This is a genomic window from Phreatobacter sp. (assembly GCF_051860605.1).
GTDB lineage: Bacteria > Pseudomonadota > Alphaproteobacteria > Rhizobiales > Phreatobacteraceae > Phreatobacter.
The window spans coordinates 1-23,559 of record NZ_JBHYDR010000017.1 but is presented as its reverse complement, the minus strand read 5'-3'; the positions used below and the strand labels follow the sequence as shown (position 1 = coordinate 23,559).

The following is a 23,559-nucleotide window of genomic DNA, read 5'->3' as shown; positions in this document are numbered from 1 at the left end:
GCGGTCGTCCGGCCGCTCCATGCCACCAGATCGGCGCCATCATGGCGGCGCGTGATTAACGGGGGGTTTCGTCAGGCCGGAATGCCGTCTCCGGCGGGGCGGGCGCGGGAAAAGGCCACCCGTCACCGGGTCGGCCGGCCCTCGATCTTCGGCAACTGGTCCGGCGAGACGGATCGCGGAGACTGGGCCCCTGCCGCCACCTGCTGGCCCGGCCGGCGGGCAAGCTCGATGGTCAGGCGCTTGGCCGGTTCCGCCTGCATCTGGGCGATGACGTCGGCAAGCTTGGCCGGACGCATGGCGCGCGCCACTTCCGTCAGCACCGGCATGTCGAGCGTGTCGAAGATGCGCGCCGCATCGCGCGGCCGCATGCTCTCGTACATGCTCACCACGCCACGGAAACGCGCCTGCTCGGCCTCGTCGCGGCGCTGCTCGATGGCGGTGATGCGGGTTTCCAGTTCGCGCAGTTCGGTGGCGCGCTGCTCGAGCCTGCGCTCGGTTGCCCTGAGCAGGTTCTCGCGCATGTCGAGCTCGCGCTGGCGGCGCTCGAGGTCCTGCCGGCGCTCCTGCAACCGCTCCAGAATGGCCCGCTCCGCCGGTGAAACGGCGGCCGCCGGCGGTTGATTGCCCAGCGGCGTCGGCGCACTGGCCTGCCGGCCTGTGGCCGGGGGACGCTGCGCGGCGGCAGGCGGCTGGGCCGCGGCCGGCACGGCGCCGGTGGTCAGAAGTTCGTCCGGCCGCTCCGGGCCGGGGATCATCGCCTGCTGTGCATGGACCGTTCGGGGACCGGCCGGCAGCATGTCGCCGCTGATCAGGCCGATGGCCTTCAGGAACAGGAGCCCGCCGGCAGCCACCATGACGATGGGGAGAAGGCGCAGGTCCCGCATTCCGGTTCTCCCTCAGGCCGCGCGCGATGACACGCGGGCGGCGAATGCACTGGCCGCCGCCAGCGTCGAGGCGGCGTTCGGGCCCGGGTCCGGCATGGCGGATGCCGCCGACGCGGGCTTTGCCGCCACCGTGACGGGAACCACCGGTGCGACCGGGGGCGCCACGACCGCCGGCGCCGCGGGGCGCGAGCGAGCCGCCTCGGTGATCCGGGAAATCCGGTCGACCACCGTCTGGCCGGCCTTGACCTCGCGCTCGATGTCTCCAAGGAAGCGCTCGGCGGTCCGCAGGCGCTCGCCCAGCGTGCCGTCGCATTCGCGCACGGTGACCTTCAGACCCTGGATGGCGCGCTCCGCGATTTCGGTCGCGGTGATCAGTTCGGCAATGGTCGCCTTCAGCGCCTGGTCATCCGCCTTCAGGCGGATCAGGCGCCGGTTGAGTCGCACGCAGTAGCCGATGGTTGCCGCAAGAAGAACCGCAACAAGCAGTTCGATCGCAAGCGAGACCGTGAATCCGGACATCATGCTTCATGCCCCCCCGAGGAAACCTGCTCGAACTGTGCCAGCGAGGTGCGGCCGCGGCGCAACGGCCGCTGCACCCTGACGGCCACCTTGTCGCCGACACGGCCCATGCGCCCCTCGGTCAGGATATGGTCGCCGCAGCGCACCTTGACCATCGCATCGGGCTTCATGTCGAGCATCAGCGTGTCGCCGACCTTCAGGTTCATCAGTTGCCGCAGCGGATAGCGGCTCTCGTAGAGCACCGCCTCGACCTGCGTGCGCGCCTGGAAGATCTCGGTGGCCAGGTGCCCCTCCCAGACCGGGTCGCGGCCAAGCTTCTCGCCGACGAAGGTCTGCATCAGGCGATCGCGGATCGGCTCCAGCGTCGCATAGGGCAGCAGCATCTCGATGGAGCCGCCGCGCTCCTCCATGTCGATGCGGAAGCGCACCAGGATCGCGGCATTGTTCGGCCGCGAGATGGCGGCAAAGCGTGGATTGGTCTCCAGCCGGTCGATCCTGAAATTGACCGGCGAGATCGGGCGGAAGGCAGCCTCGGCATCGGCGAGGATCACCTCGACCATGCGCTTGACCAGCCCCATTTCGATGGTGGTGTAGGGCCGGCCCTCGACGCGGATGGCGGTGACACCGCGGCGCCCGCCGAGCAGCACGTCGATGATCGAGTAGATGAGGCTCGAATCGACGGTCGCGATGCCGAAATTGTCCCATTCCTCGGCCTTGAAGATCGACAGGATGGCCGGCAGCGGGATGGAGTTCAGGTAATCGGCGAAGCGCACCGCGTGAATGCGGTCGAGCGAGACCTCGACATTGTCGGAAGTGAAATTGCGCAGGGATGTCGTGAGCAGCCGCACGAGGCGGTCGAACACGATGTCGAGCATCGGCAGGCGCTCGTAGGCAACCATCGCTGAATCGATGATCGCGCGGATGCCGCCATTGTCGGTGAGCGCCAGGTCCTCGATGGAGAAGCCGAGGAGATTGTCGATCTCCTCCTGGTTGAGGATACGTTCGGCGCCGCCCTTGGCACCGATCGTCGCATGGGACACACCGTCCTCGCCGACAGTGTCCCAGCCACCGCCCCCGGCGGCGTCGGCCGCGCCCTGCTCCTCGAGGGCCATGCCCCATTCGGCGGCAAGGGCGTCCTGGTCGATGTCGGACATGCGGTCAGGCCCTCACTGCACCACGATTTCGCGGAACAGCACCGCATTCACCCGTGCCGGGTGGACGGCGGTGTTGACCCTGCGTGTCAGTTCGTCGCGCAGGCGGAAGATGCCGGCCGAGCCCTCGATGTCCGACGGGCGCATCTCGCGCAGGTAGAGCTGGAAGGCATCGACGACGCGCGGCATGATCGGCTTGATCTGGTCGGCAACCTTCTGGTCGGTCACCTCCAGCGCCACGCGCACCCGCAGATATTGCGGCCGGTCCTGGCCGACCGACAGGTTCACCGTCATGTCCGGCAGGTCGACGAAAGCGACGGGCTTGGGCGGCTCGACCTGCTGGGTGTTCTGCGCCACCGGCTTGGGCTTGAGCAGGAAGAACCAGCCGCCGCCGCCAAGCGCCAGCACGGCCACTGCCGCCCCGGCGATCATGATGAGCTTCTTCTTGCCGCCACCGGCAACGGCTTCGGGGCCGTCTTCTGCGTCGCCGTCCGCTTCGGGCTTTTTCGGGGCCTTGGCCATGGTCCGGAACCTGATGAGTCTCGCTGGGCCGGACGTTGCGGCCCAAATGGTTAACGGCGCGTTTATTTCGGTAAACAGCCGGCAAGATTTGCCGGGCCGTCCGCGCCCTGCCGGCGCTTCCTGCCGGGTACAGGACATGGCTCCATCACGCTAACCCCTTGATATTTCGAGGATCACCCAGTTGGCACGGCGCGTGCCAGTTCGGGACCTGAAGTCGCCGGACTGTTTGGGAGAACGTTCGGGGACCTCAAGCTGGGGAGCACCCGGTTGAAGCCGAGGCCTTGGGAGAGGCGGAAGCGGATGCTGGACAATCTGGGACCGGTCCGATGGAGAACATTGGTCTCGTCGGTCTTTCGCGGCAGGTCGCCCTGCAGCGGGAGCTCGACGTCATTGCCAACAACCTGGCGAACCTGAACACCACCGGGTTCAAGCAGGACAACCTGCTGTTCCAGGAATACATGATGCCGGTCGCCCGCGAGGACTCGTTCCAGCGCGGCGCCGATCGCCGCCTGTCCTTCGTCTGGGACCGCGCCACCGTGCCAAACATGGCCCAGGGCGCGATGCAGCAGACCGGCAATTCGCTGGACATGGCCATTGGCGGCCGCGGCTTCTTCGTCGTCCAGACACCCGAGGGCGAGCGCTACACGCGCAACGGGTCTTTCGAGATCAATGCCCAGGGCCAGCTCGTCACCAAGCAGGGCCACCTCGTGCTCGGCGAGGGCGGCCCCATCGCCTTCGAGCAGAACGATATCGGCATCACCGTCGGCCGCGATGGCTCGGTGGCGGCCTCCGGCGGCCTGCGTGGCCGCCTGCGCATCGTGACGGCCGATGGCGCCGGCGCCTTCGAGAAGGCCGGCGACAACCTGTTCCGGATGGCGCAGGGCGTTGCGGCCCGGCCCGCCGAGGCCCGCGACGTGCGGCAGGGCTTCATCGAGAAGTCCAATGTCGAGCCGGTTCTTGCCCTGTCCCGCATGATCGAGGTGACGCGCGCCTATCAGTCGCTCGCCACGAGCATGGAACGCCACGACCAGCTGCGCCGCGAAGCGATCCGCTCGCTCGGCAACGCCTCAGCCTGAGGAGGATGAACCATGCGCGCGCTGCACACCGCCGCCACCGGCATGAAGGCCCAGGAGCTCACCGTCGAGGTGATCTCCAACAACATCGCCAACATGCGCACCACCGGCTTCAAGCGCCAGCGGGCCGAGTTCCAGGACATGATCTACGAGAACCTGCGCCGGGCTGGCACGCAGAATTCCCAGCAGGGCAATCTCCTGCCGGTCGGCCTTGCCGTCGGCTCGGGCGTCAAGCCGGCTGCAACCGCCCGCGTCATGAGCCAGGGCAACGTCCTGCCGACCGAGCGCGACTATGACCTCGCCATCCGCGGCGAGGGCTTCTTCCGGATCCAGCTGCCCGACGGCCGCACCGCCTTTACCCGCGACGGCTCGTTCGAGCTCAATGCCGAAGGCCAGGTCGTGACCGTCGACGGCTACCAGCTCGACCCGGCCATCACGGTTCCGAACAATGCCCGCTCCGTCACCATCTCGGCAGCCGGCGTCGTCCAGGTCACGGTGCCGAACCAGACCGCGCCGCAGACGGTCGGCAACATCCAGCTCGCCCGGTTCGTCAACAAGGCGGGCCTGGAATCGATGGGCGACAACCTCTACCTGGAGACCGCAGCCTCCGGCCAGGCCCAGAACGCCACGCCGGGCTCGGAGGGCCTCGGCTCACTGCTGCAGAAGCATCTGGAACAGTCGAACGTGACCGCGGTTTCGGAAATCTCCGACCTGATCGCGGCCCAGCGCGCCTACGAGATGAATGCGCGCATCATCTCGGCGGCCGACCAGATGCTGCAGTCCACCGCCCAGATGATGCGGTGAGGCCGTCATGAGGCGCGTCCGCTCCCTCGCCCTGATCGCGGCCCTCGTTGCGGGCCTCGCTCCCGCGGCGGCTGCCGAGCCGGCACCGCGCCTGCGGCCCCATGTCAGCGTCGCGGCCGATATCGTCCGGCTCGGCGACTTCGTGGAACATGCCGGCCGGTTTGCCGATGTCGCGCTGTTCCGGGCCCCAGACCTTGGCCATACAGGCACCGTCCCGGCCTGGCAGATCGTCGATGCGGCCCGGCGCGCCGGCCTCGCCGATGTGGCTGCCGACAGCCAGGCCGAGGTGGTGGTGACGCGCGCCGCCCGCATCATCCCGCTCGCCGACATGGAGGAGAAGGTCGCAGGCGCCGTCGCCCTCTCGCTGGGCGTCACCGATACATCCCGTATCCGCGTGGCCTTCGAGGCGGGCGTGCGCCCCATCGCGGTGGAGCCGGACGCACGCGGCACGGCCATCGTGGTGCGCCTCGACCACGATGCCCGCACCGGCCGGTTCGAGATCGTGCTCGCCGTGCCCGGATCCGACCGCTCAGCGCGCGCTGGCGGGTTCGTCCTGACCGGCCATGCCCATGAACTGATCGACGTCGTCGTGCCGGCCCGCATGATCAATAGGGGCGAGGTGCTGAAGGCGAGCGACCTGACGGTCGAGCGCCGCGCCCGCCACGAGACGCACGGCCTGACCGCGGACACCGTCATGTCGCTGCCCCAGGCGGCAGGCCTTGCCGCCCGCCGGCCCCTGCCCATCGACCGGCCGTTCCGCACGGCCGATCTGATGAAGCCCGAACTGGTCGAGCGCAACAGCGCCGTCCTCATCACCTTCGAGACGCCGGGCATGATGCTCTCGCTGCGGGGCCGGGCCCTGGAGGCTGGCGCCGAAGGCGACGTCATCCAGGTCCAGAACCTGCAGACCCAGCGCACGCTGCAGGCCAAGGTCATCGGCTCCGGCCGCGTCTCCATCATCCGCCAGGCACGGCCGGTCGCCCTCGTCCGGTCCGCACCCACACCCTGACCGCAATCCGACCCTCCCCCGCCCTGCCCTTTCCGGTCGACCTTCAGGACATCCCATGCGTCCCGCCCGTATCGCCCTCATCGTCGCCGCCGCCCTGACGACCACCGCCTGCGGCGCGCCCGACCGGCTCCGCAATATCGGCCGGGCACCGAGCCTGTCGGCGATCAACAATCCCCAGACCCAGCCGGGCTACCGGCCGGTCTCGATGCCAATGCCCGAGCCGCAGCCGGTCTCGCACAATCCAAACTCGCTGTGGCGCAACGGCTCGCGGGCTTTCTTCCGCGACCAGCGCGCCCAGAGGGTGGGCGACATCCTCACCATCAAGGTGAAGATCACCGACCAGGCCAACGTCCAGAACACCACCACCCGCTCCCGCAACAACACCGAGGCCTTCGGCGCGCCCAACCTGTTCGGTCTCGAGAACGCGGCAAGGGCGCGGGGCATCGACCCCGCCAACCTGATGACGCTCAACGGCCAGTCCGGCAACGAGGGCCGCGGCCAGACCCAGCGCTCCGAGCAACTGGTTACGAACGTGGCGGCCGTGGTGATGCAGATCCTGCCCAACGGCAATCTGGTTCTGGAGGGCAAGCAGGAAATCCGCGTCAACTTCGAGGTTCGCGAACTGGTCGTCGCCGGCATCGTCCGGCCCGAGGATATCGAAAGCGACAACACCATCGATTCGGCCAAGATCGCCCAGGCGCGCATCGGCTATGGCGGCCGCGGCCAGATCACCGATGTCCAGCAGCCGCGCTACGGCCAGCAGGTGATGGACGTCCTGCTGCCCTGGTAGGGCCACCCGTCAGTTCCCAGCTCCACAGCCGTCCCGCTCCCCAGGCGTCACGGCAGACCGACGCCGCCCGTGCTCTCCCACACGGGCGGCGTTCGGCCGTTTCATCCACTGGAAAAACGACAGGCCGCCCGAAGGCGGCCTGTCGGCATCTCGGCAATGGCGGCAACCGTCACTCGTCGCGATAGACCCGCTCGCGGCGCTCATGGCGCTCCTGCGCCTCCAGCGACAGGGTTGCGATGGGCCTCGCCTCCAGCCGCTTCAGCGAGATCGGCTCGCCGGTCTCCTCGCAATAGCCGTAGGAGCCGTCGTCGATGCGGGCGATCGCAGCGTCGATCTTGGCGATCAGCTTGCGCTGGCGGTCGCGGGCCCTGAGTTCGATCGCCCGGTCGGTTTCGGACGATGCGCGGTCGGCGATATCGGGATGGTTCTGGTTCTCGTCCTGCAGGTTCTGCAGGGTCTCGCGGGCCTCGCGGAGGATGTCCTCCTTCCAGGCCTGAAGCTTCTTCCGGAAGTACTCGCGCTGCCGCTCGTTCATGAACGATTCCGATTCGCTCGGGCGGTAATCCTCTTCCAACTCCAATGGCATACAGGAACCCCTCGATGAATCACGGGCTCGCACCCGGGTTTCGGCGCGCTCATAGCACCCGGCCCCCGGCCAGACAACCTGAAACCGGGTCACCGGAGCGTCATTGACGGAGGCCGGCTGACGAGCCGGAAGCCGGCGTCAGCCCTGCTGCACCGCGCGCTTGGCCAGTTCCACCTGCGCCCTGAGGTCGATTTCGGCGAGCACGCCGTCGAGCCCGTCCTCGCCGGTGGCCTCCAGGCCCGATGCCGTGAGCCCGCGCAGGCGCAGCAGGACGACGGGAACCGGCTCGCCGGCGATCAGCGCCAGCTTGAGTTCGTCGAGCAGATCCAGCGAGGCCCGGCCGCGCTGGAGGGCACGCCGGCGACGGTCCCGGCGATCGTCGGGCTGCATGCCCTGGACCGCCAGCAGGGTCTCGAGGCCCGCCGTGCCCGCCGGCGCGCGGGCAACGGACGGCTTCGCATCCTCGGTGCGGGGCTGGCCGGGAAGTTCGAACGCATTGCGCGCACGCTCAGCCCGCTGAACGGGCTGCGCTGTCGGAACGGCGCCGAGGGGCGGCGTGGTCGTGATCCGCATGGTCCTCCTCCGGAACGGCGCATTCACACTGTGGCAAGGCGTCTTTCGCAGAGGTTAAGAGAGCGCCGTCATGGTTAAGGCGCCGTTAATGCCCGGCAGGATTTGCCGGGCGGCATCGCCGGCCGGCTGCCGGATGCCGGGCGCGCGATTTTTTCATCGCAATATCAGATGCTTGCAAATCGGCCTGCATGGCACGGCTCCTGCTACGTGCAGGGATGACAACTGACGAGGCTGCCTGAATGGTCACCCGCATCGCCCTTGCTCTGGTCTGCCTGGCGCTGGCTTTCCCGGCTTTCGCCACGACGTCCCGCATCAAGGATCTCGTCGATGTCGAGGGCATCCGCGAGAACCAGCTCATCGGCTACGGACTTGTCGTCGGCCTCAACGGCACGGGCGACACGCTGAACAACTCGCCGTTCACCCGCCAGTCCATCCAGTCGATGATGGAGCGGCTCGGGGTCAACACCCGTGGCATGAACCTGCGCACGGCCAATGTTGCTGCGGTCATGGTCACCGCCAACCTGCCGCCGTTTTCCACGCAGGGCACCCGCATCGACGTGAAAGTCTCCGCCATGGGCGATGCCCGCTCGCTTCAGGGCGGCGAACTGTTGGTCACGCCGCTGGTCGGCGCAGACGGCGAGGTCTATGCGGTGGGCCAGGGCGCGGTCGCGATTGCCGGCTTCCAGGCGCAGGGCGCGGCCGCCAGCATCACCCGCGGCGTTCCGACGGTCGGCCGCATCGCCAACGGCGCCATCGTCGAGCGCGAAGTGGCCTTCTCGATCAACCGCATGGCCTCGATCAAGCTGGCGCTACGCAACCCCGATCTCACCACGGCCCGCCGCATCGCCCAGGCGATCAACGACTTCATCGGCGCTCCGACCGCCGAATCCACCGATCCGGGCACCATCCACGTCAAGGTGCCGCCGCGCTTCGAGGGCAACATCGTCTCGCTGCTCACCGAGATCGAGCAGTTGCGCGTGCAGCCCGACCACGTCGCCAAGGTGGTGATCGACGAGGCCTCCGGCATCATCGTCATGGGCAAGGATGTGCGCGTCTCGACCGTCGCCGTCGCGCAGGGCAACCTCACCGTCTCGATTTCCGAGCGGCCGCAGGTCACCCAGCCCAATCCGCTGGCCGGCGGACAGACCGTGGTCACGCCGCAGACGCAGATCCAGGCGACCGAGGATGGCAAGCGTTTCGCCCTGGTGCGCGAGAGCGTGTCGCTGCAGGAACTGGTCGATGGCCTCAATGCGCTGGGGCTCGGGCCGCGCGACCTCATCGCCATCCTGCAGGCGATCAAGGCGGCCGGCGCGCTCCAGGCCGAGATCGAGGTGCTCTGATGCGCTCGCAGACCCCCGTCCCGCTCACCATCACCAACCAGACGCCGGCGGCCGCCCGCGTCGCCGGCTCGCGCGAGCAGCGCGCCTGGCGCCAGGCGCAGGATTTCGAGCAGGTCTTCCTCAACACCATGCTCGGCCAGATGTTCACCGGCATCGGCGACAACTCGCCGCTCGGCGGCAAACAGAGCGAGGCCTGGCGGGGCATGCTGGTTGACGAATATGCCAAGTCGGTCACCTCTCAGGGCGGGCTCGGCATGACCGGCCATATCTATCGCGAACTCATCTCGGCGCAGGAGGCAGCCCCGCGCCGCCTGCCGAACGCGCTGCAGAGGCCCGCCTATGCGCCCTGAACCGACACCGCGCCCGCCCCTCGCCGTTTCAACGCCCGCCGAAGCGGCCGAACTGATCGACCGTCTTGCCGGCACCATGGCGGACCTGACCCGGCTCCTCGCTGAGGAAAGCGCCCTCGTCCGCGCGGTGAAGCTGACCGAGGCCCGTCCGCTGGAGCGGCGGAAGGCGGAGCTCAGTCAGCTGTATCTGGCCGACCTCGCCCGGCTGAAGGCCAATGGCGCCTATATCCGCCGGGCCGCGGGAGCCAGGATCGACGGCCTGATGCGGAGCAACGAGGCGCTTCAGAAGGCCCTCGAATACAATCTCGCGATCCTCGCTACCGCCCATGCCGTCAGCGAGGGCGTCATCCGCTCGGTCTCGACCGCCATTCAGAGCAAGCGGGCGCCCGCAACCTATGGCGCCAATGGCCGGACCAATGCGCCGCCGGCGCGCGCGGCAGCACCCGTGGCGATTTCGCGGCAGCTCTGATCTTGCATTGCTTCACGCGATGCTGAGGATTTGATTCGTATTCTTGGCATTGTTGCACTGCCACATTTACCATGTCCCCTAACGTCACCTTAGAACATCGGCGGTAATCTCCGGCATGAGGGAGAAAAGGGATCACGAGATCCCCCCCGCAGGGAGTACCGGTCATGGACGTTCAGTCCCCACGACCGGCCGTCGGAACGGGTCAATTCGGGCGGCCGGAAACGGTCTCGTATCGCGAGGCGGTACGCACCGAGCTTCCCCGCGTTCAGCGCGTGGAGCAACCCCTTGCCGCGAGTGCGGCGGCCGCCGCTGGCGACCGCCGGACAGGGGATTCAGCGGCACGCGATGAACGCGCCCAGGCCGAACGCCGGGCGCGCATCGAGCGCATGGCCGACATGGTGCGGGAATCGCTCCAGCGGCGGATCGAGCGCGACGAGAACGCGGACACGCTGGTTTACCGGACCGTCGACAAGGTCACGGGTGAGGTCGTGCGCCAGTTCCCGGACGAGATGATCCTCAAGCTGAAGGCCTATGCGCGCGAGATGGAACGGCAGGATGCCGGTTCCGGGGAGGCTGGCCGGCTCGACAAGGTCGCCTGATCCGGACGGCTCCGGCCGCTACGGACCCGCCAGCCCGCACCGCCCCGCAAGGGCGGCTTTCGTCGTTCAGGCGGCGCGCCTCTGCGCCGGCTTGAGGATCAGCGCGACACCGACGAGCACCACCAGCGTTCCCAGCGCCATCCGCAGATCGAAGTGGTCGCCGGTGATGGCGACGCCCATGCCGATGGCCATCAGCGGGCACATCAGGGTGAGCGTGGAAATAAGGTTCGCCTCGTAGCTCTGCACCAGCCGGAAGAACAGGCTGTGGCCGATCAGCGAAACCGCCACCGCCGAATAGACCAGCGCGAGCAGGAACGGCCAGCCCCCCGCGACCATCCGCTCGACCTGGTTCGTCTCCAGTCCGATCGAGGCGAGCGCCAGCGGCAGGCAGGAGGCAATCCCCACCCAGGCCTGGAACTGCAACGGCTCGACATTGGTGGTCTTCTTCATCATCACCATGCCGAAGGAGGAGGCCAGCGCGCTGCCCAGCACGAAGAGCAGGCCGACCGAGACGGCAAAGCCGCCGGGGTCGTACATCACCGTGATCGCCCCCGCGAAGGCGATGGCAATGCCGAGGCCGCGGCGCAGCCCGATCCGCTCGGCCAGCATGAAGACCGACATCAGGGCGGTGATCGGGACGCCGAGCTGCACCACCACCGCCGCGCTCGACGGCGTCGCGGTCATGAGGCCGACCGAGACGAGCCCGAAGCCGCCCGCCCCCATCAGCAGCCCGACCAGCACGATGCGCCAGCGCGGGCGCGGCCAGGGCAGCAACCATGGCACCGCGACCAGGAACACCAGCAGAAAGCGCAGGGCCGAGAAGGCCAGCGGCGGCACGTCGAGATCGGCGAGCACCAGCTTCGTCACGATGAAGTTCGTCGCCCAGATCAGGCAGACGAGCATCAGCAGGGCGAAATCGCGCGGGGCCATGCCAACGCCTAGCCATCGGCACCGGGCCACCGCAACCAAAAATGCCGCGCATCTGGCATGTGCAGAGGCCCCGGCAAGCGGCTCGGTCCCTTCCGGCCGCGCCTAGCCGGGCGCGATCATCTTCCGCGGATCGACCAGCGCGTCGTAATCCTGCGCGCTCACAAGCCCGGTCTTGAGCGCCTCCTCGCGCAGCGTCGTGCCGTTCCGGTGCGCGGTCTTGGCGATCCTGGCGGCATTGTCGTAGCCGATCGTCGGGGCAAGCGCGGTCACCAGCATCAGCGAGCGCTCGACGCCGGCGCGGATATTGTCCTCGCGCGGCGCGATGCCGACGACGCAATTGTCGGTGAACGAGACCGCGGCATCGGCCATCAGCCGGACCGACTGCAGGAAGTTGTAGGCCATCACCGGATTGAACACGTTCAATTCGAAATGGCCCTGGCTGCCAGCGAAGGTGATGGCCGCGTGATTGCCGAAGATCTGCACGCAGACCTGCGTCAGCGCCTCGCACTGGGTCGGGTTGACCTTGCCGGGCATGATCGACGAGCCCGGCTCGTTTTCCGGCAGGGACAATTCGCCGAGGCCCGATCGCGGGCCGGACCCCAGGAAGCGGATGTCGTTGGCGATCTTGAACAGCGAGGCCGCGACCGTGTTGATCGCGCCGTGGGCGAAGACCATGGCATCATGGGCCGCCAGCGCCTCGAACTTGTTGGGCGCTGAGGTAAAGGCCAGGCCGGTAATGGCCGCGATCCTCTCCGCGACCCTCTCCGCAAAGCCGACGGGGGCGTTCAGCCCGGTTCCGACGGCGGTGCCGCCCTGCGCCAGTTCCATCAGCCCTGGCAGGGTCTGCTCGATGCGCCGGACCCCGTTCGCCACCTGCTGCGCATAGCCGGAGAACTCCTGGCCGAGCGTCAGCGGCGTCGCGTCCTGGGTATGGGTGCGGCCGATCTTGACGATGTCGGCCCAGGCTTTCGCCTTGTCGTCGAGCGCTCCGTGAAGCTTGCGCAGCGCGGGCAGCAGGCGGTGGTGGATCTCCTCGGCGCAAGCGACATGCATGGCTGTCGGATAGGTATCGTTCGACGACTGGCTCATGTTGACGTGGTCGTTCGGGTGGACCGGCTTCTTCGAGCCCTGTTCACCGCCCAGCATCTCGATCGCGCGGTTCGAGATCACCTCGTTGGCGTTCATGTTGGACTGGGTGCCGGAACCGGTCTGCCAGACCACCAGCGGGAAATGGTCGTCGAGCAGCCCACCGATCACCTCGTCGGCCGCCTTCACGATGGCCGCGCCGATCGCCGGGTCGAGCCGGCCGAGCGCCATGTTGGTCTCGGCAGCCGCCCGCTTGACGATGCCAAGCGCCCGCACGATGGGCAGCGGCTGCTTTTCCCAGCCGATCCGGAAATTGCCGAGCGAGCGCTCGGCTTGCGCGCCCCAGTAGCGGTCGCGGGCGACCTCGATGGCGCCGAACGTGTCGGTTTCGGTGCGGGTGCCGGTCATGGAAATCCCCTTCTCGCGCGCTGCCGCCGCGACCGCGCATCGACGTCGCGGGCCCGCCCCGCGCGGTCTCGAAGGCACCGGCCATAGCCCCGAACGGGACGTCCCGCAAACGCGGCCAGAGCGAACCGGCCCTGCCGCGCGCGGCACCCGGCAATTCCTGCCGGTTAACTTCTGCCGTGTCGGCCGCGCCACACTTCCCGCCCTAAGCCATTATCTTGCAAAGCGATTTCAGGCCCGGGACGGAAATTAACCATTGGTTAGGGTTAACGGGCCAGATTGCCGGGGATGAAGAGGCTTCGGGGGATTCGTGTCCCGTGGAGCGTCGCCGGGGACACACAATGAGCGATATCGTCCTTTCAAAAGGCATACGGGGCAATCTGCTCTCGCTGATGAGCACCGCCGACCTGCGGGACCGCACGCAGTACCGCCTGTCGACCGGCAAGAAGGTCAATACCGCCCTCGACAATCCGGGTAACTTCTTCTCCGCGGCGATGCTCAATTCGCGCGCGACCGACATCACCAACCTGCTCGACGGCATCGGTAGCGCGATCAAGACCCTGGAAGCCGCCGACAACGGCATCCGCTCCATCGTCCGAGTCGTGGAGAACGCCCAGGCGCTGGCCCGCCAGGCGCAGGGTTCGGCCGCAACCACCGCCCGCCTTGCCGGCCTGCTGCCGACGATCGGCGGCGGCCTCAGCGCGCTGACCACCCTGACCAACCTGTCCGCGCTCGGCTATGCGGTCGGCGAGACGATCACGGTCAATACCGGCACCGGCCGCCAGACCACGCTGACGATTGCTGCCGGCTCGACCGTCGGCGACCTGGTCGATGCGATCAACAACAACACCGCGGAGACGGCCGCTACGGGCACGGGCGTGACCATCGGCGGCACGTCCGGCGCCGATGCCCGTGCCCTGCTCTCCCCCGACGGGCGCCTCGTCATCGAGGCGACCGGCACGCAGCCGCTGACCATCTCGTCCTCGAATGCCGGCACGGCCCTCACCGACATGGGATTCCCCCTCGCTGACCGGGCCAAGCCGGTCGGCGAGATGAACGTCACGCGCTCCAACATTTCCGCGCAGTTTTCAGAGCTTCGGCGCCAGATCGACCAGTTGGCCAAGGATTCCGGCTTCAACGGCGTCAACCTGCTGGCGGCCGACACCCTCCAGGCGATGTTCAACGAGCGCCAGACCTCGTCGCTGACCATCACCGGCGTGCGCTTCATGGTCGAGGAGGATCTGGCGATCCGCGACCAGATGAACCAGTTCCAGACGGATCGCGACATCAACGCCGCGCTGGCCGACCTGTCGGGCGCCATGGCCAAGCTCCGCTCGCAGTCCAGCGCCTTCGGTTCCAACCTTGCCCTGGTGCAGATCCGTCAGAAATTCACCCAGGAAATGGCGAACACGCTGAAGACCGGCGCCGACAACCTGGTGCTCGCCGACATGAACGAGGAAGGCGCCAACATGCTGGCCCTGCAGACCCGCCAGCAGTTGTCCACCCAGGCCCTCTCGCTCGCCAACCAGGCCGACCAGAGCGTCCTGCGCCTGTTCGGTGGCTGACCGATCGCCGCATTGGCAGGACGGGCGGCGGGCCTCTGGTCCGCCGTTGCCGTTTGGAGCAGCCGCAGCCTGCGCACGGCGTATCGCGACCATCCTGCACGGATCGCCCGGCTTTCTGCTAGTCTTTGCCGGCGAGCGAATCGCGGGAGAGGCTTGATGGCGCTCAAGGTTGAACTGAAGCCAGGCGAACGGTTCATCCTGGGTGACAGCGTCATCGTCAACGACGACCAGCGCACGCGCCTGACCATCGAGGGCGAGGCGCCGATCCTGCGCGAGAAGGACGTGATGACGGTGGATGCCGCCGACACGCCCTGCAAGAAGATTTATCTGCTGGTCCAGCTCATGTACCTGTCGCGGGATCCCGTCCAGCATCACAAGATCTATTTCGACCTCGTCAACGACGTGGTGAAGGCTGCCCCCTCGACACTTGGATTTATCGACGAGATCAACAAGCACATTTTAACCGGTTCCCTTTACAAGGCTCTGAAGGCCACGAAGGGCCTGATCGAGTACGAAGGGACTCTGCTGGGTCATGCATCACGGAGCAGCGGCGTACGCGTCGACAGCTAAAGTCACGGCTACGGCCAGTCCCCGGGACCTCGAGGCAAGCCTGCTTCTGAAGGCGGCTGCCAAGCTGCAATCGGTCAAGGACCAGTGGCCCGCCAGGTCGGCGGAACTTGGTCCGGCGCTGACCTACAACCGCAAGCTCTGGACGATCCTGACCACTTCGGCGACAAGGCCGGAGAATCAGCTGCCGCTGGCGATCAAGAACAACATCGCCAATCTCGGTATTTTCATCTTCCAGCGCACGCTCGACATCGAGATCGATCCCAAGCCCGAGAAGCTTGGCATCCTCGTCTCGATCAATTCGAACATCGCCGCCGGCCTCGCCGGGCGCGGCTGAACCATCCGGGCAGCACGCCGGCAACCGGTCTCGCGGAGCGCGCACGCGCGCCCTCGCCGGGCCTGTTCCGGAGCGTTGACAGACCGGCTGGCCCGACTGTCCCGAAGCGACCGGTCAGATGTATTTGAGCAGGCTCAGCTGCGAGAGCATCGAGGTCGTCTGGTAGCTCGCCTCGAGGCTGGTCTTCATCGCCAGCATGAACACGGCGATCTCGTTCGGATCGACGTCCTCGATATCGCCGAGCAGGTTCTGCAGCATCGAATAGCTGTCGCCATGCCGGGTCTTGGCGGAGTTGGCGGCCGTGCTTGCGGCGGAGATCTCGATCAGGATCGACTGCACCGACTGAGCGCTGTCCTCCATGCTCAATCCGCCCGACACGCGCGGCGTCAGGGCCTGATAGCGGGCCAGCCCGTGCGGATCGGCAGACGAGAAGGTGATCGCCGAGGCGACGGCCAGATACTGGACGGTGCTGCGCAGCGCATCCTCGCTGGCCCGCGCGCCATAGGAGACGCTCTGCGCGCTGTCGATCTCGGCCGTTGCGGTCGTCCGTGGCGGGGATGTTGTCCTGTCGCCCTGATACCAGCGCATGGTTCGCGCATCGGCATTGGCCAGGCTGTCATAGGCCACGGCATCGGACATGGTTCCGGACAGGCCCGGAACCAGCCGCAGCGGCGCGCCATATTCGACCGCCGGCGGGCCGGCGAGCGCGACGGGGCTGGTTTCTCCTCTGAAGAAATCCTCTCCCGCCTTGACGGCAGAGGCGGCGGCCAGCTTGGTGCGGACCATGCCGTCCAGCTGGCCGGCCAGGTTGGTCCGGAGGTTTTCGAGGGACTCGGCCGCGTTCGCGCCGACCCGGAACTGTTCGGGCGTCAGGTTCTCGGCATCGGCCGCGACCGCCTGCAGCGTGAGCAACTCGGTCGAGCCATCCGGCAGCGTGAAGCTGAGCGACAGGCTTTGGCCCGGCATGGCATTGCCAGCCGCGCTTGCCAGCGACACCGAGGCGGGCGGCCCGGGGGTTACCGTTGCCGCAACCCCGTCAATGGCGCCCGTCACCGTGCCGACCTTGAGACCGAAGGCATGCACCCCGTCCTCCGCCAGGATGACGGGATCGCTTGCGGCACCGGACAGCGACACCCGGCCGGAGGCGGCCGGATTCTGCTCCGGGCTGGCGCCTGTGGCGCCGAGATCGGCCTGCATGCGCTCCAGCAGAACCGTCTTGAAGCCGTCCTTGGCCCCTTCTCCGTTCATGAACAGGAGCGGATCGACAACGGGCGGCGTGGCGGTCTTGCGGCCGCCGAAGACATAGCGGCTGCCATCATTGGCGTTGAGCATCGAGACCACGGCGTTCAGGCCGTCGGCGGCCGAGATCTGCCCGTAGGTGCGGCCCGATGACAGCGTGAAATCGTTCGGCTGCAGCGCGGTCTTCACCGAGGACGTCATGCCGTGAATGCCGGTCAGCGACGTCTCGATGATGTTGATGCGGGTCGCGACAACGGAGATGTTCTGCTGCCAGGCGTTGATCTGGGTCAGGGACGACCGGAAGGCGAGCGAAAAGCCCCGGTCGGCGCCAAGCCCGCCGTAGGTCTCGGATTTCTTGCCGGAGCCGAGCTGGCGCTGCAGGTCGGCCAGACGCTCCTTCATGGTGACGAAGTCGCCGGCGCCAAAGCCGTTCAGGATCCCCGCAGTGCGAATGGCCATGACGCGTCCTCACATCTGCCTGAGCATGTCGAACATCTCGCGCACCGCGCTCATGACCCGCGCATTCGCCCCATAGGTCGTCTGGAGCTGGATAAGCATGGTCATTTCCTGGTCGATGTTGACGGCTGCCAGGCTGTCGAACCGGGCCTGGAGCTGGGTGACGACCGCCGCCTGCCCTTCGGCAAGCTGGGCCGCTGTCTGTGCGGCGTTGGTCTGGTGGATGATCACCGCCCGCGAATAGGACAGCAGCGAGCCCTGGAAGGGATTGGCCGCCGAGCCCAGCCCGCCGGCCGGAACGAAATAGCGCGCGGCATCGGCCAGGGCCGCGGTGAAGAAGGTCGGGCGCGTCGGATCGGACTCCAGCGTGCTGGACATCATCTTCACCAGCGAGCTGGCATCCGCCTTCAGGGCTCCGTTGATGTCGATGCGTGCGGCAAAGCCTGTGAACTGCGAGCCGTTCACCGTGACCCGGTCGGAGAAGACTCCGTTGCTCAGGCCGGCATCGACGAAGAAGGGCAGTGCGGGCGTGCCGCTGTCGAGGGCCTGCGCAGAGGGATGGGCCGCACCGCGGTCGACCCTTGCTCCGCCGACCACGGCCGGATCGGCCAGCAGCCTGAGCGAGCCGCCGGTATCGGCGACCGAGAATGCGCCGGCTGGCGCGCCCGCGCCGGCGGCCCAGGTGTCGATGGCCGCCTGCATCTGCGCGGCATAGCCGGCGGCCGAACTGCCGGTCAGGCGGATGACCGTGTCGTCCGGATCCGCCGTCAGGTCGTCGGTCACAGCGACGCCGGGGTCATCCACCCGCTTGAAGGTGAACTTCTGGGTCACGCCATTGGCGGTGAGGGTCACCGTGAGGCTGTCGCCGTCGAGCAGGCCGGCGCCGAGATTCATGTCGAAGCCGGTGGTCGGCCCCGGTCCGGCAACAGTCACGGCTTCCGAATTGGACGACGTGCCGAAGGCCTGCGCGAGGCTGGCCGCGATCTGGTCAAGCTGCTCCTGGGCCGCGACCAGCGAGGAATCGCGCAGTTCGATGAGGGCCGCGATCTTGCCCGACTTGAAGACGCCGGCGGCGATCAGGTCGACATCGCCGGATGCGGTCGAGGCCGTGATGGTGCCGACCGTGCGCCTGGTGGGGTCGACATCGTACAGGTTGGTCGGGCCGATGATGTCGCGGGCGTCGAAATCCAGCACGGGCCGGTTGTTGGAGAGCAGAACGAAGCCGTTGCCGGCGTAGAGCTGCACCGTGCCGTTGTTGTCATAGACGGTGCGGACTTCGACATATTCGCTGATCTGCGCGACGAGGTGGTCGCGTTGGTCCAGGAGGCCGACGCGCGACTGGTCGTCGAAGGCCGTCGTCAGCCGGCCGTTGACGTCCGTCAGGTCCTTGAGCAGCGCGTTGAGCCGGGTGGTCGCATCGGCAAGGCCCTTCTCGGCGTCCACGCGCATCGACTGGACGGACGAGGACAGGCTGCGCAGGGTCTGGGCGACTACGGTCGCCGAATTGATCACGCCCGCGCGCGCGGTCTGGCTCTCAGGCGATGTCTGCAGCGTCTGGAAGGACCCGGACAGGTCGTTCAGCACCGTGTCGAGCGCGCGCGCCGAACCCGGCGCCCCGAACATCTGGTCGAGCCGCGAGAGGAACTGCGCGCGCGTGGAGGCATAGCCGGCATTGGAGATTTCGGCCACCAGCTGGCGCTGCACGAAGGCATCGTATTCGCGCGTGATCGCGCCGACCGCGATGCCCGAGACCTGATCGCCTGCGAAGAGCTGGACGGGGTTGATGCTCTTGCGCGTGTAGGACGGATTCGGGGCATTGGAGATGTTGGCGCTGGTCAGCGCGGTCGCCACGGAGGTGAACCGCAGACCGGCCAGCGCATTGTTGAGGGCGCTTGTGAGAGCCATATGCCCCTAACTCCCGAAACCAGCCATGACCCGGATCACCGGATCATGTTGATCGTTTCCTGCAGCATCGAGTTGGACGTGGTGACGATGCGCGTGTTGGCCGCATAGGCCTGCTGGGTGATGATCAGCTTGGTGAACTCCTCGGAGATGTCGACATTCGACCCCTCCAGGCTCTGCGACAGGATGCGGCCGCTGGCGCCCATGACCGGCGGACCGGATTCGGCCGTCTCCGCAAAGGCGCCGCCATCCATGCGCTTCAGCATGTTGTCGCCGTTGAAGGAAACGAGCGGGATCTGGAAGAGATCGACCGACTGGCCGTTGGAGTAGTTGCCGCGAATGCGGCCGGCATCGGTGATGATGACGTTCATCAGTTCGCCGACGGCGTAGCCGTTCTGGCCGATCTCGGTGATCTGCACGGTTCCGTCGGTCCGGGCATACTGGCTGAGGCCGCTATTGCCGAGGTTGAGGGTCACGTCGCCGACGGCCCGTCCGTTGACCGCCAGGCCCGTGATGGTCGGGTTGGTGGTCGGGGCGGACAGCTGGCCGGCTCCGTCGAAGGTGAAATCGCCACCGACGCGCGACCATTCCTCGGTTCCGGAGCCGGAATTGGACTGGTAGTAGAGGCTCCAGGTGTCCTCCACCGCAGGCGGTCCGGCGGCGGCATTGGCGGTCTTCGCCCAGCGAAGCTGCACGTTGATCTCGTTGCCGAGCGCGTCATAGGCGGTTCGCGAGCCGCCGGCGATCGAGGTCGACACGAAGGTTGCTGCGTCGCCGGGGCCAATCGTCGCCTGGCCGATCAGGCCGGCCGCCATCAGTTCGCTGCCCGGCGTTCCGGCCGAATACATCGAGGTCTGCGGCACGGTGGGCAGGCTGGCGCGATAGTTGATGGTGTCGGTGGCCCGCGCCGGGATCACGTCGTTGCTGACGCGGATCGCCGAGGGCGAGGAGCCGATCGCATTGCCTGTCGTGCGGTCCAGCGGCAGGCCGTAGAGGTAGTAGCCGGCGCCGTTGACCATGTAGCCGTTGGCATCCACCCCGAAGTCGCCGCGACGCGTGTAATTGTTGCTCGTCGTGAAGACCGGCCCGCCGTCGCTCCGCCCCACCGGCTGCTGGACGATGAAATAGCCGTCGCCGTTCACCGCCAGATTGGTGGTGATGGCGGTGGACTGGATCTGGCCCTGCAGCGTGTTGGTGGCGCGCGACTGGCCGGTCACCGAACCGGACAGTTCGCGCCGCGGCCCGGAATCGGGGATGAGGTCGACAAAGCTCGTCTCGATCCGCTTGAAGGCGGTGGTCTGCGAGTTCGCGATGTTCCCCGAGATGTTCTCCAGGGCATAGGCCTGAGCGGCCAGTCCGCTCACCGCCGTGTTCATGGCACCGAAGATACCCATTCCGATCCCCCAAAGGCCCGACAGGCCGGTCTGCGATGCGAAGGCAACGCGGTCGGTCCTGCTTCTGCATGGCCCGTGCCAGCGGCAGGCCGGCGGGAAAAGCCAGAAAGCGCAGCGATTTCCGTGGTTAACGAGTGGTTTATGTGCCGCTGCGGTGGCGGGAGCCTGTGCCGATCGGCAGATTCTGCCGGGTGTTGCCGTGCCGCCTGCCCGCCCCTACCCTGCCGGCCGGTCGGCGGGCAGGGGTCCGCCGCGTGAACGAGATGGATCATCCATGGCGTCCGGGCGTTTCGAGGGAACCAGCGGCTATGTGGCAACCGATGACCTGAAGGTCGCGGTCAACGCCGCCATCACGCTGGAGCGCCCGCTGCTGGTGAAGGGCGAGCCGGGCACCGGCAAGACGGTTCTGGCCATCGAGGTGGCCAAGGCGATCGGCGCGCCGCTGATCGAATGGCACGTCAAGTCGACCACCAAGGCGCAGCAGGGGCTCTACGAATATGACGCGGTCTCGCGCCTGCGCGACAGCCAGCTCGGCGACGAGCGCGTCAAATCCATTGCCAACTACATCAAGCGCGGCAAGCTGTGGGAGGCCTTCACGGCCGACAACCGGCCCGTCCTGCTGATCGACGAGATCGACAAGGCCGACATCGAGTTTCCCAACGACCTGCTGCAGGAACTCGATCGCATGGAGTTCTTCGTCTACGAGACCGGCGAGACGATCAAGGCCGTGCAGCGCCCGATCGTCGTCATCACCTCCAACAACGAGAAGGAGCTTCCCGACGCCTTTCTGCGCCGCTGCTTCTTCCACTACATCAAGTTCCCCGACGCGGAGACGATGCTGCGGATCGTCGACGTCCATTTTCCCGGCATCAAGCAGAAGCTGGTGTCCGAGGCGCTGCGCATCTTCTACGAGGTGCGCGACGTTCCGGGCCTCAAGAAGAAGCCGTCCACCTCCGAGCTGCTGGACTGGCTAAAGCTGCTGATGGTGGAGGACATCGATGCCGACACCCTGCGCGAAAAGGACCCGCGCAAGATGATCCCGCCGCTACACGGCGCCCTCCTGAAGAACGAGCAGGACGTCCACCTGTTCGAGCGGCTGGCCTTTCTGGCAAGGCGGGGTTGACCGGCGCGCGCCAGACCGCGACGGTCTGGCGATGGAATATCGACCGCCCCGCACCGGACGGATGACCGCGCCCCTTGCCGCGGCAGCCGCCTGCGCGCTTCTGGTGGGCTGCACGGCGGTCTCGACGGTTACCCCGCCCGTACCTTCGCCCAGCCCCTCCTGGGCCATCGAGCGACAGACCCTGAATTGCCGTGTCGCCGAGACTGGCAGCAGCCGGACCGCATCGGCCGGTGCCGGCGGCCTTTTCGTCTTCGGCACGGTCGCGACGGTGACGCGCCAGCAGCCGGGCGAAGCCTGCCGCGCCCTCCTCGCGCTGAGCGACCAGGACATCGCGGAGATCCGCACCTTCGTCCAGGCAACTGCCGCCAGCGGCCGGGGGCTTCAGACCAACTGGACGGCGGCAGGCGGGCGCCGCCGCGACATCACCCTGTCGGTCTATCCCGATGGGCGGCACCAGGAGCAGCCGTGCCGGACCGTGGCGGCCAGTATCGAGGTCCATGACGGCGCCGCGCGCCCCGGCTCCGCGCCCGCGGTCGCCACCCTCGACGAGCAGCGCCTGTGCCAGACGCCGGCGGGCGCCTGGCAACCGCTCTGAGCGCCGTCCATCAGCGGGCCGAGCCGGATGACGGATTCCAAAGTCGTGGCAGTTCGCGGCAATTTGCGGGAACCGGTTGTCCTGGTATCAACCTTTGTCTGAGACGATGGCGTCATGGACATGATCGCTCTCGCCGGTCTGGCAGTCCTCGCCGTCATCTGGCTCGGCTACCTGTGGTATGCGCACTGGTGCCGGGAGAACGGCGTTCCCGAGCCGGTCTCCAACGCCGATGTCTCGCTCGATGACGGCGGCGGCGGCGACTGAGACGGGCCGCGCGGCAAGAGGCGGCCGATCGATCCCGGATGGGTCTGGCCCACCGAATGAGTTCGCCCTCCGTTGGCATCGTGAGCCGGAAGAGGCCGACCTCAACTGGACGAAACTAGCCGAGCAATTCGGCGACGAGGTCCGGGCGGATACAAACCAGGTCGCTATAGACTGAAATGCCAATGCCGCGTCCGTGCTTCGCGAATGTCTCGACGAACGCATCAGGGGCGCTCTCATGCTTGTTTGGCCAGCCCCAGAAGGCCGCTCTTCCAGTGGAGAGTCTGGTGGGCTGCAACTCTCTCCAGTCGGACATCGAGACCCCGTCCACGAACGGAATCAGCAGATATCGATGGTCGAAGACGACGAACCTCTCGAGCAGCAAGTCGAGAAGGTCGCGCTCCCCGCCATATTCGACGAAAAGCACATCAACCCCCTTCGCCAGGGTCTGCTGCCCACCCCGGAGGATGTCCAGCTCGGCGCCCTGAACGTCCAACTTCAGAAACCGGATAGGCTCGTCGATCTCACGGTCCAGCGTGGAGACAGGGACCATCAGGGTGGGCTGGTGACCTGAGACCCTGAACCTCCTCCAGATTTGGGTAGAGTCCGTCGACCATGGAGACGGACGATGCGACCCTCGCGGTTCACGGAAGAGCAGATCATCGGGATGCTGAAGGAGCAGGAGGCCGGTGCAAAGACGTCGGAGGTCTGTCGCAAGCACGGCATCTCGGCTGCGACCTTCTACAAGTTCAAGGCGAAGTTCGGCGGGATGGACGTGTCGGACGCCCGCCGTCTCAAGGTGCTGGAAGACGAGAACGCGCGTCTGAAGAAGCTGCTAGCGGAGCAGATGCTGGACAACGCGATCCTGAAGGATGTCGCCGCAAAAAAATGGTGACGCCCGATGCGAAGCGGAAGGCGGTGGCTCATGCCTGCGAGGTGCATGGGGTGAGCCAGCGTCGGGCGTGCCAGGCTTTGAACATCGACCGCTCGACCGTGCGCTATGCGAGCACGCGTCCGGACGATGCTCTGT

Annotated in this window: 26 protein-coding genes and 1 pseudogene; 15 read left to right on the top strand and 12 right to left on the bottom strand. The window is 67.2% G+C overall.

Annotated features, from left to right (window positions below; genetic code table 11):
* Nucleotides 1–122: 122 nt before the first annotated feature.
* From ACTIFS_RS21115 to fliL, 4 genes are read right to left on the bottom strand one after another with little or no spacing between them, the layout of a single operon-like run.
* A complete protein-coding gene (locus tag ACTIFS_RS21115) occupies nt 123–884 on the bottom strand; it encodes a MotE family protein (protein WP_439576100.1) in 762 nt (253 codons plus the stop codon).
* Between the two features lie 12 nt (nt 885–896).
* Nucleotides 897–1,406, bottom strand: a complete 510-nt coding sequence (locus tag ACTIFS_RS21110) for a DUF6468 domain-containing protein (protein ID WP_439576099.1) — start codon at nt 1,404–1,406, stop codon at nt 897–899.
* On the bottom strand, nt 1,403–2,557 hold the full coding sequence (gene fliM / locus ACTIFS_RS21105) for a flagellar motor switch protein FliM (protein ID WP_439576098.1): 1,155 nt from the start codon (nt 2,555–2,557) through the stop codon (nt 1,403–1,405). Before fliM ends, ACTIFS_RS21110 begins: the two co-directional genes overlap by 4 nt.
* A gap of 12 nt (nt 2,558–2,569) precedes the next feature.
* The gene (gene fliL / locus ACTIFS_RS21100; RefSeq protein WP_439576097.1) at nt 2,570–3,076 is read right to left on the bottom strand and encodes a flagellar basal body-associated protein FliL; all 507 of its coding nucleotides are present in this window, start codon (nt 3,074–3,076) and stop codon (nt 2,570–2,572) included.
* Between the two features lie 326 nt (nt 3,077–3,402).
* Between fliL and flgF the strand changes: the two genes are divergently transcribed.
* Genes flgF through flgH form a run of 4 tightly spaced genes read left to right on the top strand, consistent with a single transcriptional unit; the run spans nt 3,403 to nt 6,752 of the window.
* Nucleotides 3,403–4,152 carry a flagellar basal-body rod protein FlgF gene (gene flgF, locus ACTIFS_RS21095; protein ID WP_439576096.1) on the top strand — a complete coding sequence of 250 codons (750 nt, stop codon included), beginning with the start codon at nt 3,403–3,405 and terminating at the stop codon, nt 4,150–4,152.
* A 12-nt stretch (nt 4,153–4,164) separates the two neighbouring features.
* Nucleotides 4,165–4,953, top strand: a complete 789-nt coding sequence (gene flgG, locus ACTIFS_RS21090) for a flagellar basal-body rod protein FlgG (protein ID WP_439576095.1) — start codon at nt 4,165–4,167, stop codon at nt 4,951–4,953.
* A 7-nt stretch (nt 4,954–4,960) separates the two neighbouring features.
* The gene (gene flgA / locus ACTIFS_RS21085) at nt 4,961–5,962 is read left to right on the top strand and encodes a flagellar basal body P-ring formation chaperone FlgA (protein WP_439576094.1); all 1,002 of its coding nucleotides are present in this window, start codon (nt 4,961–4,963) and stop codon (nt 5,960–5,962) included.
* Between the two features lie 55 nt (nt 5,963–6,017).
* Complete coding sequence (flgH, locus tag ACTIFS_RS21080; RefSeq protein WP_439576093.1) at nt 6,018–6,752, top strand: flagellar basal body L-ring protein FlgH; 735 nt, start codon at nt 6,018–6,020, stop codon at nt 6,750–6,752.
* Nucleotides 6,753–6,921: 169 nt separating this feature from the next.
* Here the strand turns inward: flgH and dksA are convergent, their stop codons facing one another.
* Both dksA and ACTIFS_RS21070 read right to left on the bottom strand, forming a co-directional pair.
* Nucleotides 6,922–7,338, bottom strand: a complete 417-nt coding sequence (gene dksA, locus ACTIFS_RS21075) for an RNA polymerase-binding protein DksA (RefSeq protein ID WP_439576092.1) — start codon at nt 7,336–7,338, stop codon at nt 6,922–6,924.
* Between the two features lie 138 nt (nt 7,339–7,476).
* On the bottom strand, nt 7,477–7,911 hold the full coding sequence (locus ACTIFS_RS21070; RefSeq protein ID WP_439576091.1) for a flagellar assembly protein FliX: 435 nt from the start codon (nt 7,909–7,911) through the stop codon (nt 7,477–7,479).
* Nucleotides 7,912–8,150: 239 nt separating this feature from the next.
* Between ACTIFS_RS21070 and ACTIFS_RS21065 the strand changes: the two genes are divergently transcribed.
* The 4 genes from ACTIFS_RS21065 (at nt 8,151) to ACTIFS_RS21050 (ending at nt 10,669) form a co-directional block, all read left to right on the top strand.
* The gene (locus ACTIFS_RS21065) at nt 8,151–9,251 is read left to right on the top strand and encodes a flagellar basal body P-ring protein FlgI (protein ID WP_439576090.1); all 1,101 of its coding nucleotides are present in this window, start codon (nt 8,151–8,153) and stop codon (nt 9,249–9,251) included.
* Nucleotides 9,251–9,601: a rod-binding protein gene (locus ACTIFS_RS21060; protein ID WP_439576089.1), complete on the top strand. Its 351-nt coding sequence runs from the start codon at nt 9,251–9,253 to the stop codon at nt 9,599–9,601. Before ACTIFS_RS21065 ends, ACTIFS_RS21060 begins: the two co-directional genes overlap by 1 nt.
* Nucleotides 9,591–10,070, top strand: a complete 480-nt coding sequence (locus ACTIFS_RS21055; RefSeq protein ID WP_439576088.1) for a hypothetical protein — start codon at nt 9,591–9,593, stop codon at nt 10,068–10,070. The genes ACTIFS_RS21060 and ACTIFS_RS21055 overlap by 11 nt, the downstream gene beginning before the upstream one ends.
* Before the next feature lie 164 nt (nt 10,071–10,234).
* Nucleotides 10,235–10,669 carry a flagellar protein FlaG gene (locus tag ACTIFS_RS21050; protein ID WP_439576087.1) on the top strand — a complete coding sequence of 145 codons (435 nt, stop codon included), beginning with the start codon at nt 10,235–10,237 and terminating at the stop codon, nt 10,667–10,669.
* A 66-nt stretch (nt 10,670–10,735) separates the two neighbouring features.
* Here the strand turns inward: ACTIFS_RS21050 and ACTIFS_RS21045 are convergent, their stop codons facing one another.
* Both ACTIFS_RS21045 and fumC read right to left on the bottom strand, forming a co-directional pair.
* Nucleotides 10,736–11,599: a DMT family transporter gene (locus tag ACTIFS_RS21045; protein ID WP_439576086.1), complete on the bottom strand. Its 864-nt coding sequence runs from the start codon at nt 11,597–11,599 to the stop codon at nt 10,736–10,738.
* A 102-nt stretch (nt 11,600–11,701) separates the two neighbouring features.
* The gene (gene fumC, locus ACTIFS_RS21040) at nt 11,702–13,093 is read right to left on the bottom strand and encodes a class II fumarate hydratase (RefSeq protein WP_439576085.1); all 1,392 of its coding nucleotides are present in this window, start codon (nt 13,091–13,093) and stop codon (nt 11,702–11,704) included.
* Between the two features lie 338 nt (nt 13,094–13,431).
* On the opposite strand from fumC, the gene ACTIFS_RS21035 reads away from it, so the two are divergent.
* The 3 genes from ACTIFS_RS21035 to flaF all read left to right on the top strand — a co-directional run bounded on the left by ACTIFS_RS21035 (nt 13,432) and on the right by flaF (nt 15,559).
* Nucleotides 13,432–14,655, top strand: a complete 1,224-nt coding sequence (locus tag ACTIFS_RS21035) for a flagellin N-terminal helical domain-containing protein (RefSeq protein WP_439576084.1) — start codon at nt 13,432–13,434, stop codon at nt 14,653–14,655.
* A 156-nt stretch (nt 14,656–14,811) separates the two neighbouring features.
* A complete protein-coding gene (gene flbT, locus ACTIFS_RS21030; RefSeq protein WP_439576083.1) occupies nt 14,812–15,225 on the top strand; it encodes a flagellar biosynthesis repressor FlbT in 414 nt (137 codons plus the stop codon).
* Nucleotides 15,188–15,559, top strand: coding sequence for a flagellar biosynthesis regulator FlaF (flaF, locus tag ACTIFS_RS21025; RefSeq protein WP_439576082.1), 372 nt, complete (start codon nt 15,188–15,190; stop codon nt 15,557–15,559). The genes flbT and flaF overlap by 38 nt, the downstream gene beginning before the upstream one ends.
* Nucleotides 15,560–15,673: 114 nt before the next feature.
* On the opposite strand, the gene ACTIFS_RS21020 is transcribed toward flaF, so the two are convergent.
* The 3 genes from ACTIFS_RS21020 to ACTIFS_RS21010 are packed head-to-tail and all read right to left on the bottom strand — an operon-like array spanning nt 15,674 to nt 20,550.
* The gene (locus ACTIFS_RS21020) at nt 15,674–17,257 is read right to left on the bottom strand and encodes a hypothetical protein (RefSeq protein ID WP_439576081.1); all 1,584 of its coding nucleotides are present in this window, start codon (nt 17,255–17,257) and stop codon (nt 15,674–15,676) included.
* 9 nt (nt 17,258–17,266) lie between these two features.
* Nucleotides 17,267–19,159 (bottom strand): flagellar hook-associated protein FlgK, encoded by a 1,893-nt coding sequence (gene flgK, locus ACTIFS_RS21015; RefSeq protein WP_439576080.1) that lies wholly within the window; start codon nt 19,157–19,159, stop codon nt 17,267–17,269.
* 35 nt (nt 19,160–19,194) lie between these two features.
* Nucleotides 19,195–20,550 carry a flagellar hook protein FlgE gene (locus tag ACTIFS_RS21010; RefSeq protein WP_439576079.1) on the bottom strand — a complete coding sequence of 452 codons (1,356 nt, stop codon included), beginning with the start codon at nt 20,548–20,550 and terminating at the stop codon, nt 19,195–19,197.
* A gap of 274 nt (nt 20,551–20,824) precedes the next feature.
* Between ACTIFS_RS21010 and ACTIFS_RS21005 the strand changes: the two genes are divergently transcribed.
* From ACTIFS_RS21005 to ACTIFS_RS20995, 3 genes are all read left to right on the top strand, one after another.
* Nucleotides 20,825–21,673 (top strand): AAA family ATPase, encoded by an 849-nt coding sequence (locus ACTIFS_RS21005; protein WP_439576078.1) that lies wholly within the window; start codon nt 20,825–20,827, stop codon nt 21,671–21,673.
* 61 nt (nt 21,674–21,734) lie between these two features.
* Nucleotides 21,735–22,268 carry a hypothetical protein gene (locus tag ACTIFS_RS21000; protein WP_439576077.1) on the top strand — a complete coding sequence of 178 codons (534 nt, stop codon included), beginning with the start codon at nt 21,735–21,737 and terminating at the stop codon, nt 22,266–22,268.
* A 114-nt stretch (nt 22,269–22,382) separates the two neighbouring features.
* Entirely contained in the window at nt 22,383–22,532 is a 150-nt protein-coding gene (locus ACTIFS_RS20995) for a hypothetical protein (protein ID WP_439576076.1), read from the top strand.
* A gap of 115 nt (nt 22,533–22,647) precedes the next feature.
* On the opposite strand, the gene ACTIFS_RS20990 is transcribed toward ACTIFS_RS20995, so the two are convergent.
* The gene (locus ACTIFS_RS20990; protein ID WP_439576075.1) at nt 22,648–23,082 is read right to left on the bottom strand and encodes an FkbM family methyltransferase; all 435 of its coding nucleotides are present in this window, start codon (nt 23,080–23,082) and stop codon (nt 22,648–22,650) included.
* A gap of 75 nt (nt 23,083–23,157) precedes the next feature.
* Between ACTIFS_RS20990 and ACTIFS_RS20985 the strand changes: the two are divergent.
* Nucleotides 23,158–23,559, top strand: a pseudogene (locus ACTIFS_RS20985) (transposase); the annotation flags it as partial.

Coding starts and splice junctions, on each gene's coding strand:
- ACTIFS_RS21035 (WP_439576084.1), top strand. CDS start 13,432: ATGAGCGATATCGTCCTTTCAAAAGGCATACGGGGCAATCTGCTCTCG.
- ACTIFS_RS21020 (WP_439576081.1), bottom strand. CDS start 17,257: ATGGCCATTCGCACTGCGGGGATCCTGAACGGCTTTGGCGCCGGCGAC.
- ACTIFS_RS21115 (WP_439576100.1), bottom strand. CDS start 884: ATGCGGGACCTGCGCCTTCTCCCCATCGTCATGGTGGCTGCCGGCGGG.
- ACTIFS_RS21005 (WP_439576078.1), top strand. CDS start 20,825: ATGGCGTCCGGGCGTTTCGAGGGAACCAGCGGCTATGTGGCAACCGAT.
- dksA (WP_439576092.1), bottom strand. CDS start 7,338: ATGCCATTGGAGTTGGAAGAGGATTACCGCCCGAGCGAATCGGAATCG.
- ACTIFS_RS21065 (WP_439576090.1), top strand. CDS start 8,151: ATGGTCACCCGCATCGCCCTTGCTCTGGTCTGCCTGGCGCTGGCTTTC.
- flgH (WP_439576093.1), top strand. CDS start 6,018: ATGCGTCCCGCCCGTATCGCCCTCATCGTCGCCGCCGCCCTGACGACC.
- flgF (WP_439576096.1), top strand. CDS start 3,403: ATGGAGAACATTGGTCTCGTCGGTCTTTCGCGGCAGGTCGCCCTGCAG.
- flgG (WP_439576095.1), top strand. CDS start 4,165: ATGCGCGCGCTGCACACCGCCGCCACCGGCATGAAGGCCCAGGAGCTC.
- ACTIFS_RS21070 (WP_439576091.1), bottom strand. CDS start 7,911: ATGCGGATCACGACCACGCCGCCCCTCGGCGCCGTTCCGACAGCGCAG.
- ACTIFS_RS21050 (WP_439576087.1), top strand. CDS start 10,235: ATGGACGTTCAGTCCCCACGACCGGCCGTCGGAACGGGTCAATTCGGG.
- ACTIFS_RS21055 (WP_439576088.1), top strand. CDS start 9,591: ATGCGCCCTGAACCGACACCGCGCCCGCCCCTCGCCGTTTCAACGCCC.
- flaF (WP_439576082.1), top strand. CDS start 15,188: ATGCATCACGGAGCAGCGGCGTACGCGTCGACAGCTAAAGTCACGGCT.
- ACTIFS_RS21045 (WP_439576086.1), bottom strand. CDS start 11,599: ATGGCCCCGCGCGATTTCGCCCTGCTGATGCTCGTCTGCCTGATCTGG.
- ACTIFS_RS21060 (WP_439576089.1), top strand. CDS start 9,251: ATGCGCTCGCAGACCCCCGTCCCGCTCACCATCACCAACCAGACGCCG.
- flgA (WP_439576094.1), top strand. CDS start 4,961: ATGAGGCGCGTCCGCTCCCTCGCCCTGATCGCGGCCCTCGTTGCGGGC.
- flgK (WP_439576080.1), bottom strand. CDS start 19,159: ATGGCTCTCACAAGCGCCCTCAACAATGCGCTGGCCGGTCTGCGGTTC.
- fliM (WP_439576098.1), bottom strand. CDS start 2,557: ATGTCCGACATCGACCAGGACGCCCTTGCCGCCGAATGGGGCATGGCC.
- flbT (WP_439576083.1), top strand. CDS start 14,812: ATGGCGCTCAAGGTTGAACTGAAGCCAGGCGAACGGTTCATCCTGGGT.
- fliL (WP_439576097.1), bottom strand. CDS start 3,076: ATGGCCAAGGCCCCGAAAAAGCCCGAAGCGGACGGCGACGCAGAAGAC.
- ACTIFS_RS21110 (WP_439576099.1), bottom strand. CDS start 1,406: ATGATGTCCGGATTCACGGTCTCGCTTGCGATCGAACTGCTTGTTGCG.
- ACTIFS_RS21010 (WP_439576079.1), bottom strand. CDS start 20,550: ATGGGTATCTTCGGTGCCATGAACACGGCGGTGAGCGGACTGGCCGCT.
- ACTIFS_RS20995 (WP_439576076.1), top strand. CDS start 22,383: ATGGACATGATCGCTCTCGCCGGTCTGGCAGTCCTCGCCGTCATCTGG.
- ACTIFS_RS20990 (WP_439576075.1), bottom strand. CDS start 23,082: ATGGTCCCTGTCTCCACGCTGGACCGTGAGATCGACGAGCCTATCCGG.
- ACTIFS_RS21000 (WP_439576077.1), top strand. CDS start 21,735: ATGACCGCGCCCCTTGCCGCGGCAGCCGCCTGCGCGCTTCTGGTGGGC.
- fumC (WP_439576085.1), bottom strand. CDS start 13,093: ATGACCGGCACCCGCACCGAAACCGACACGTTCGGCGCCATCGAGGTC.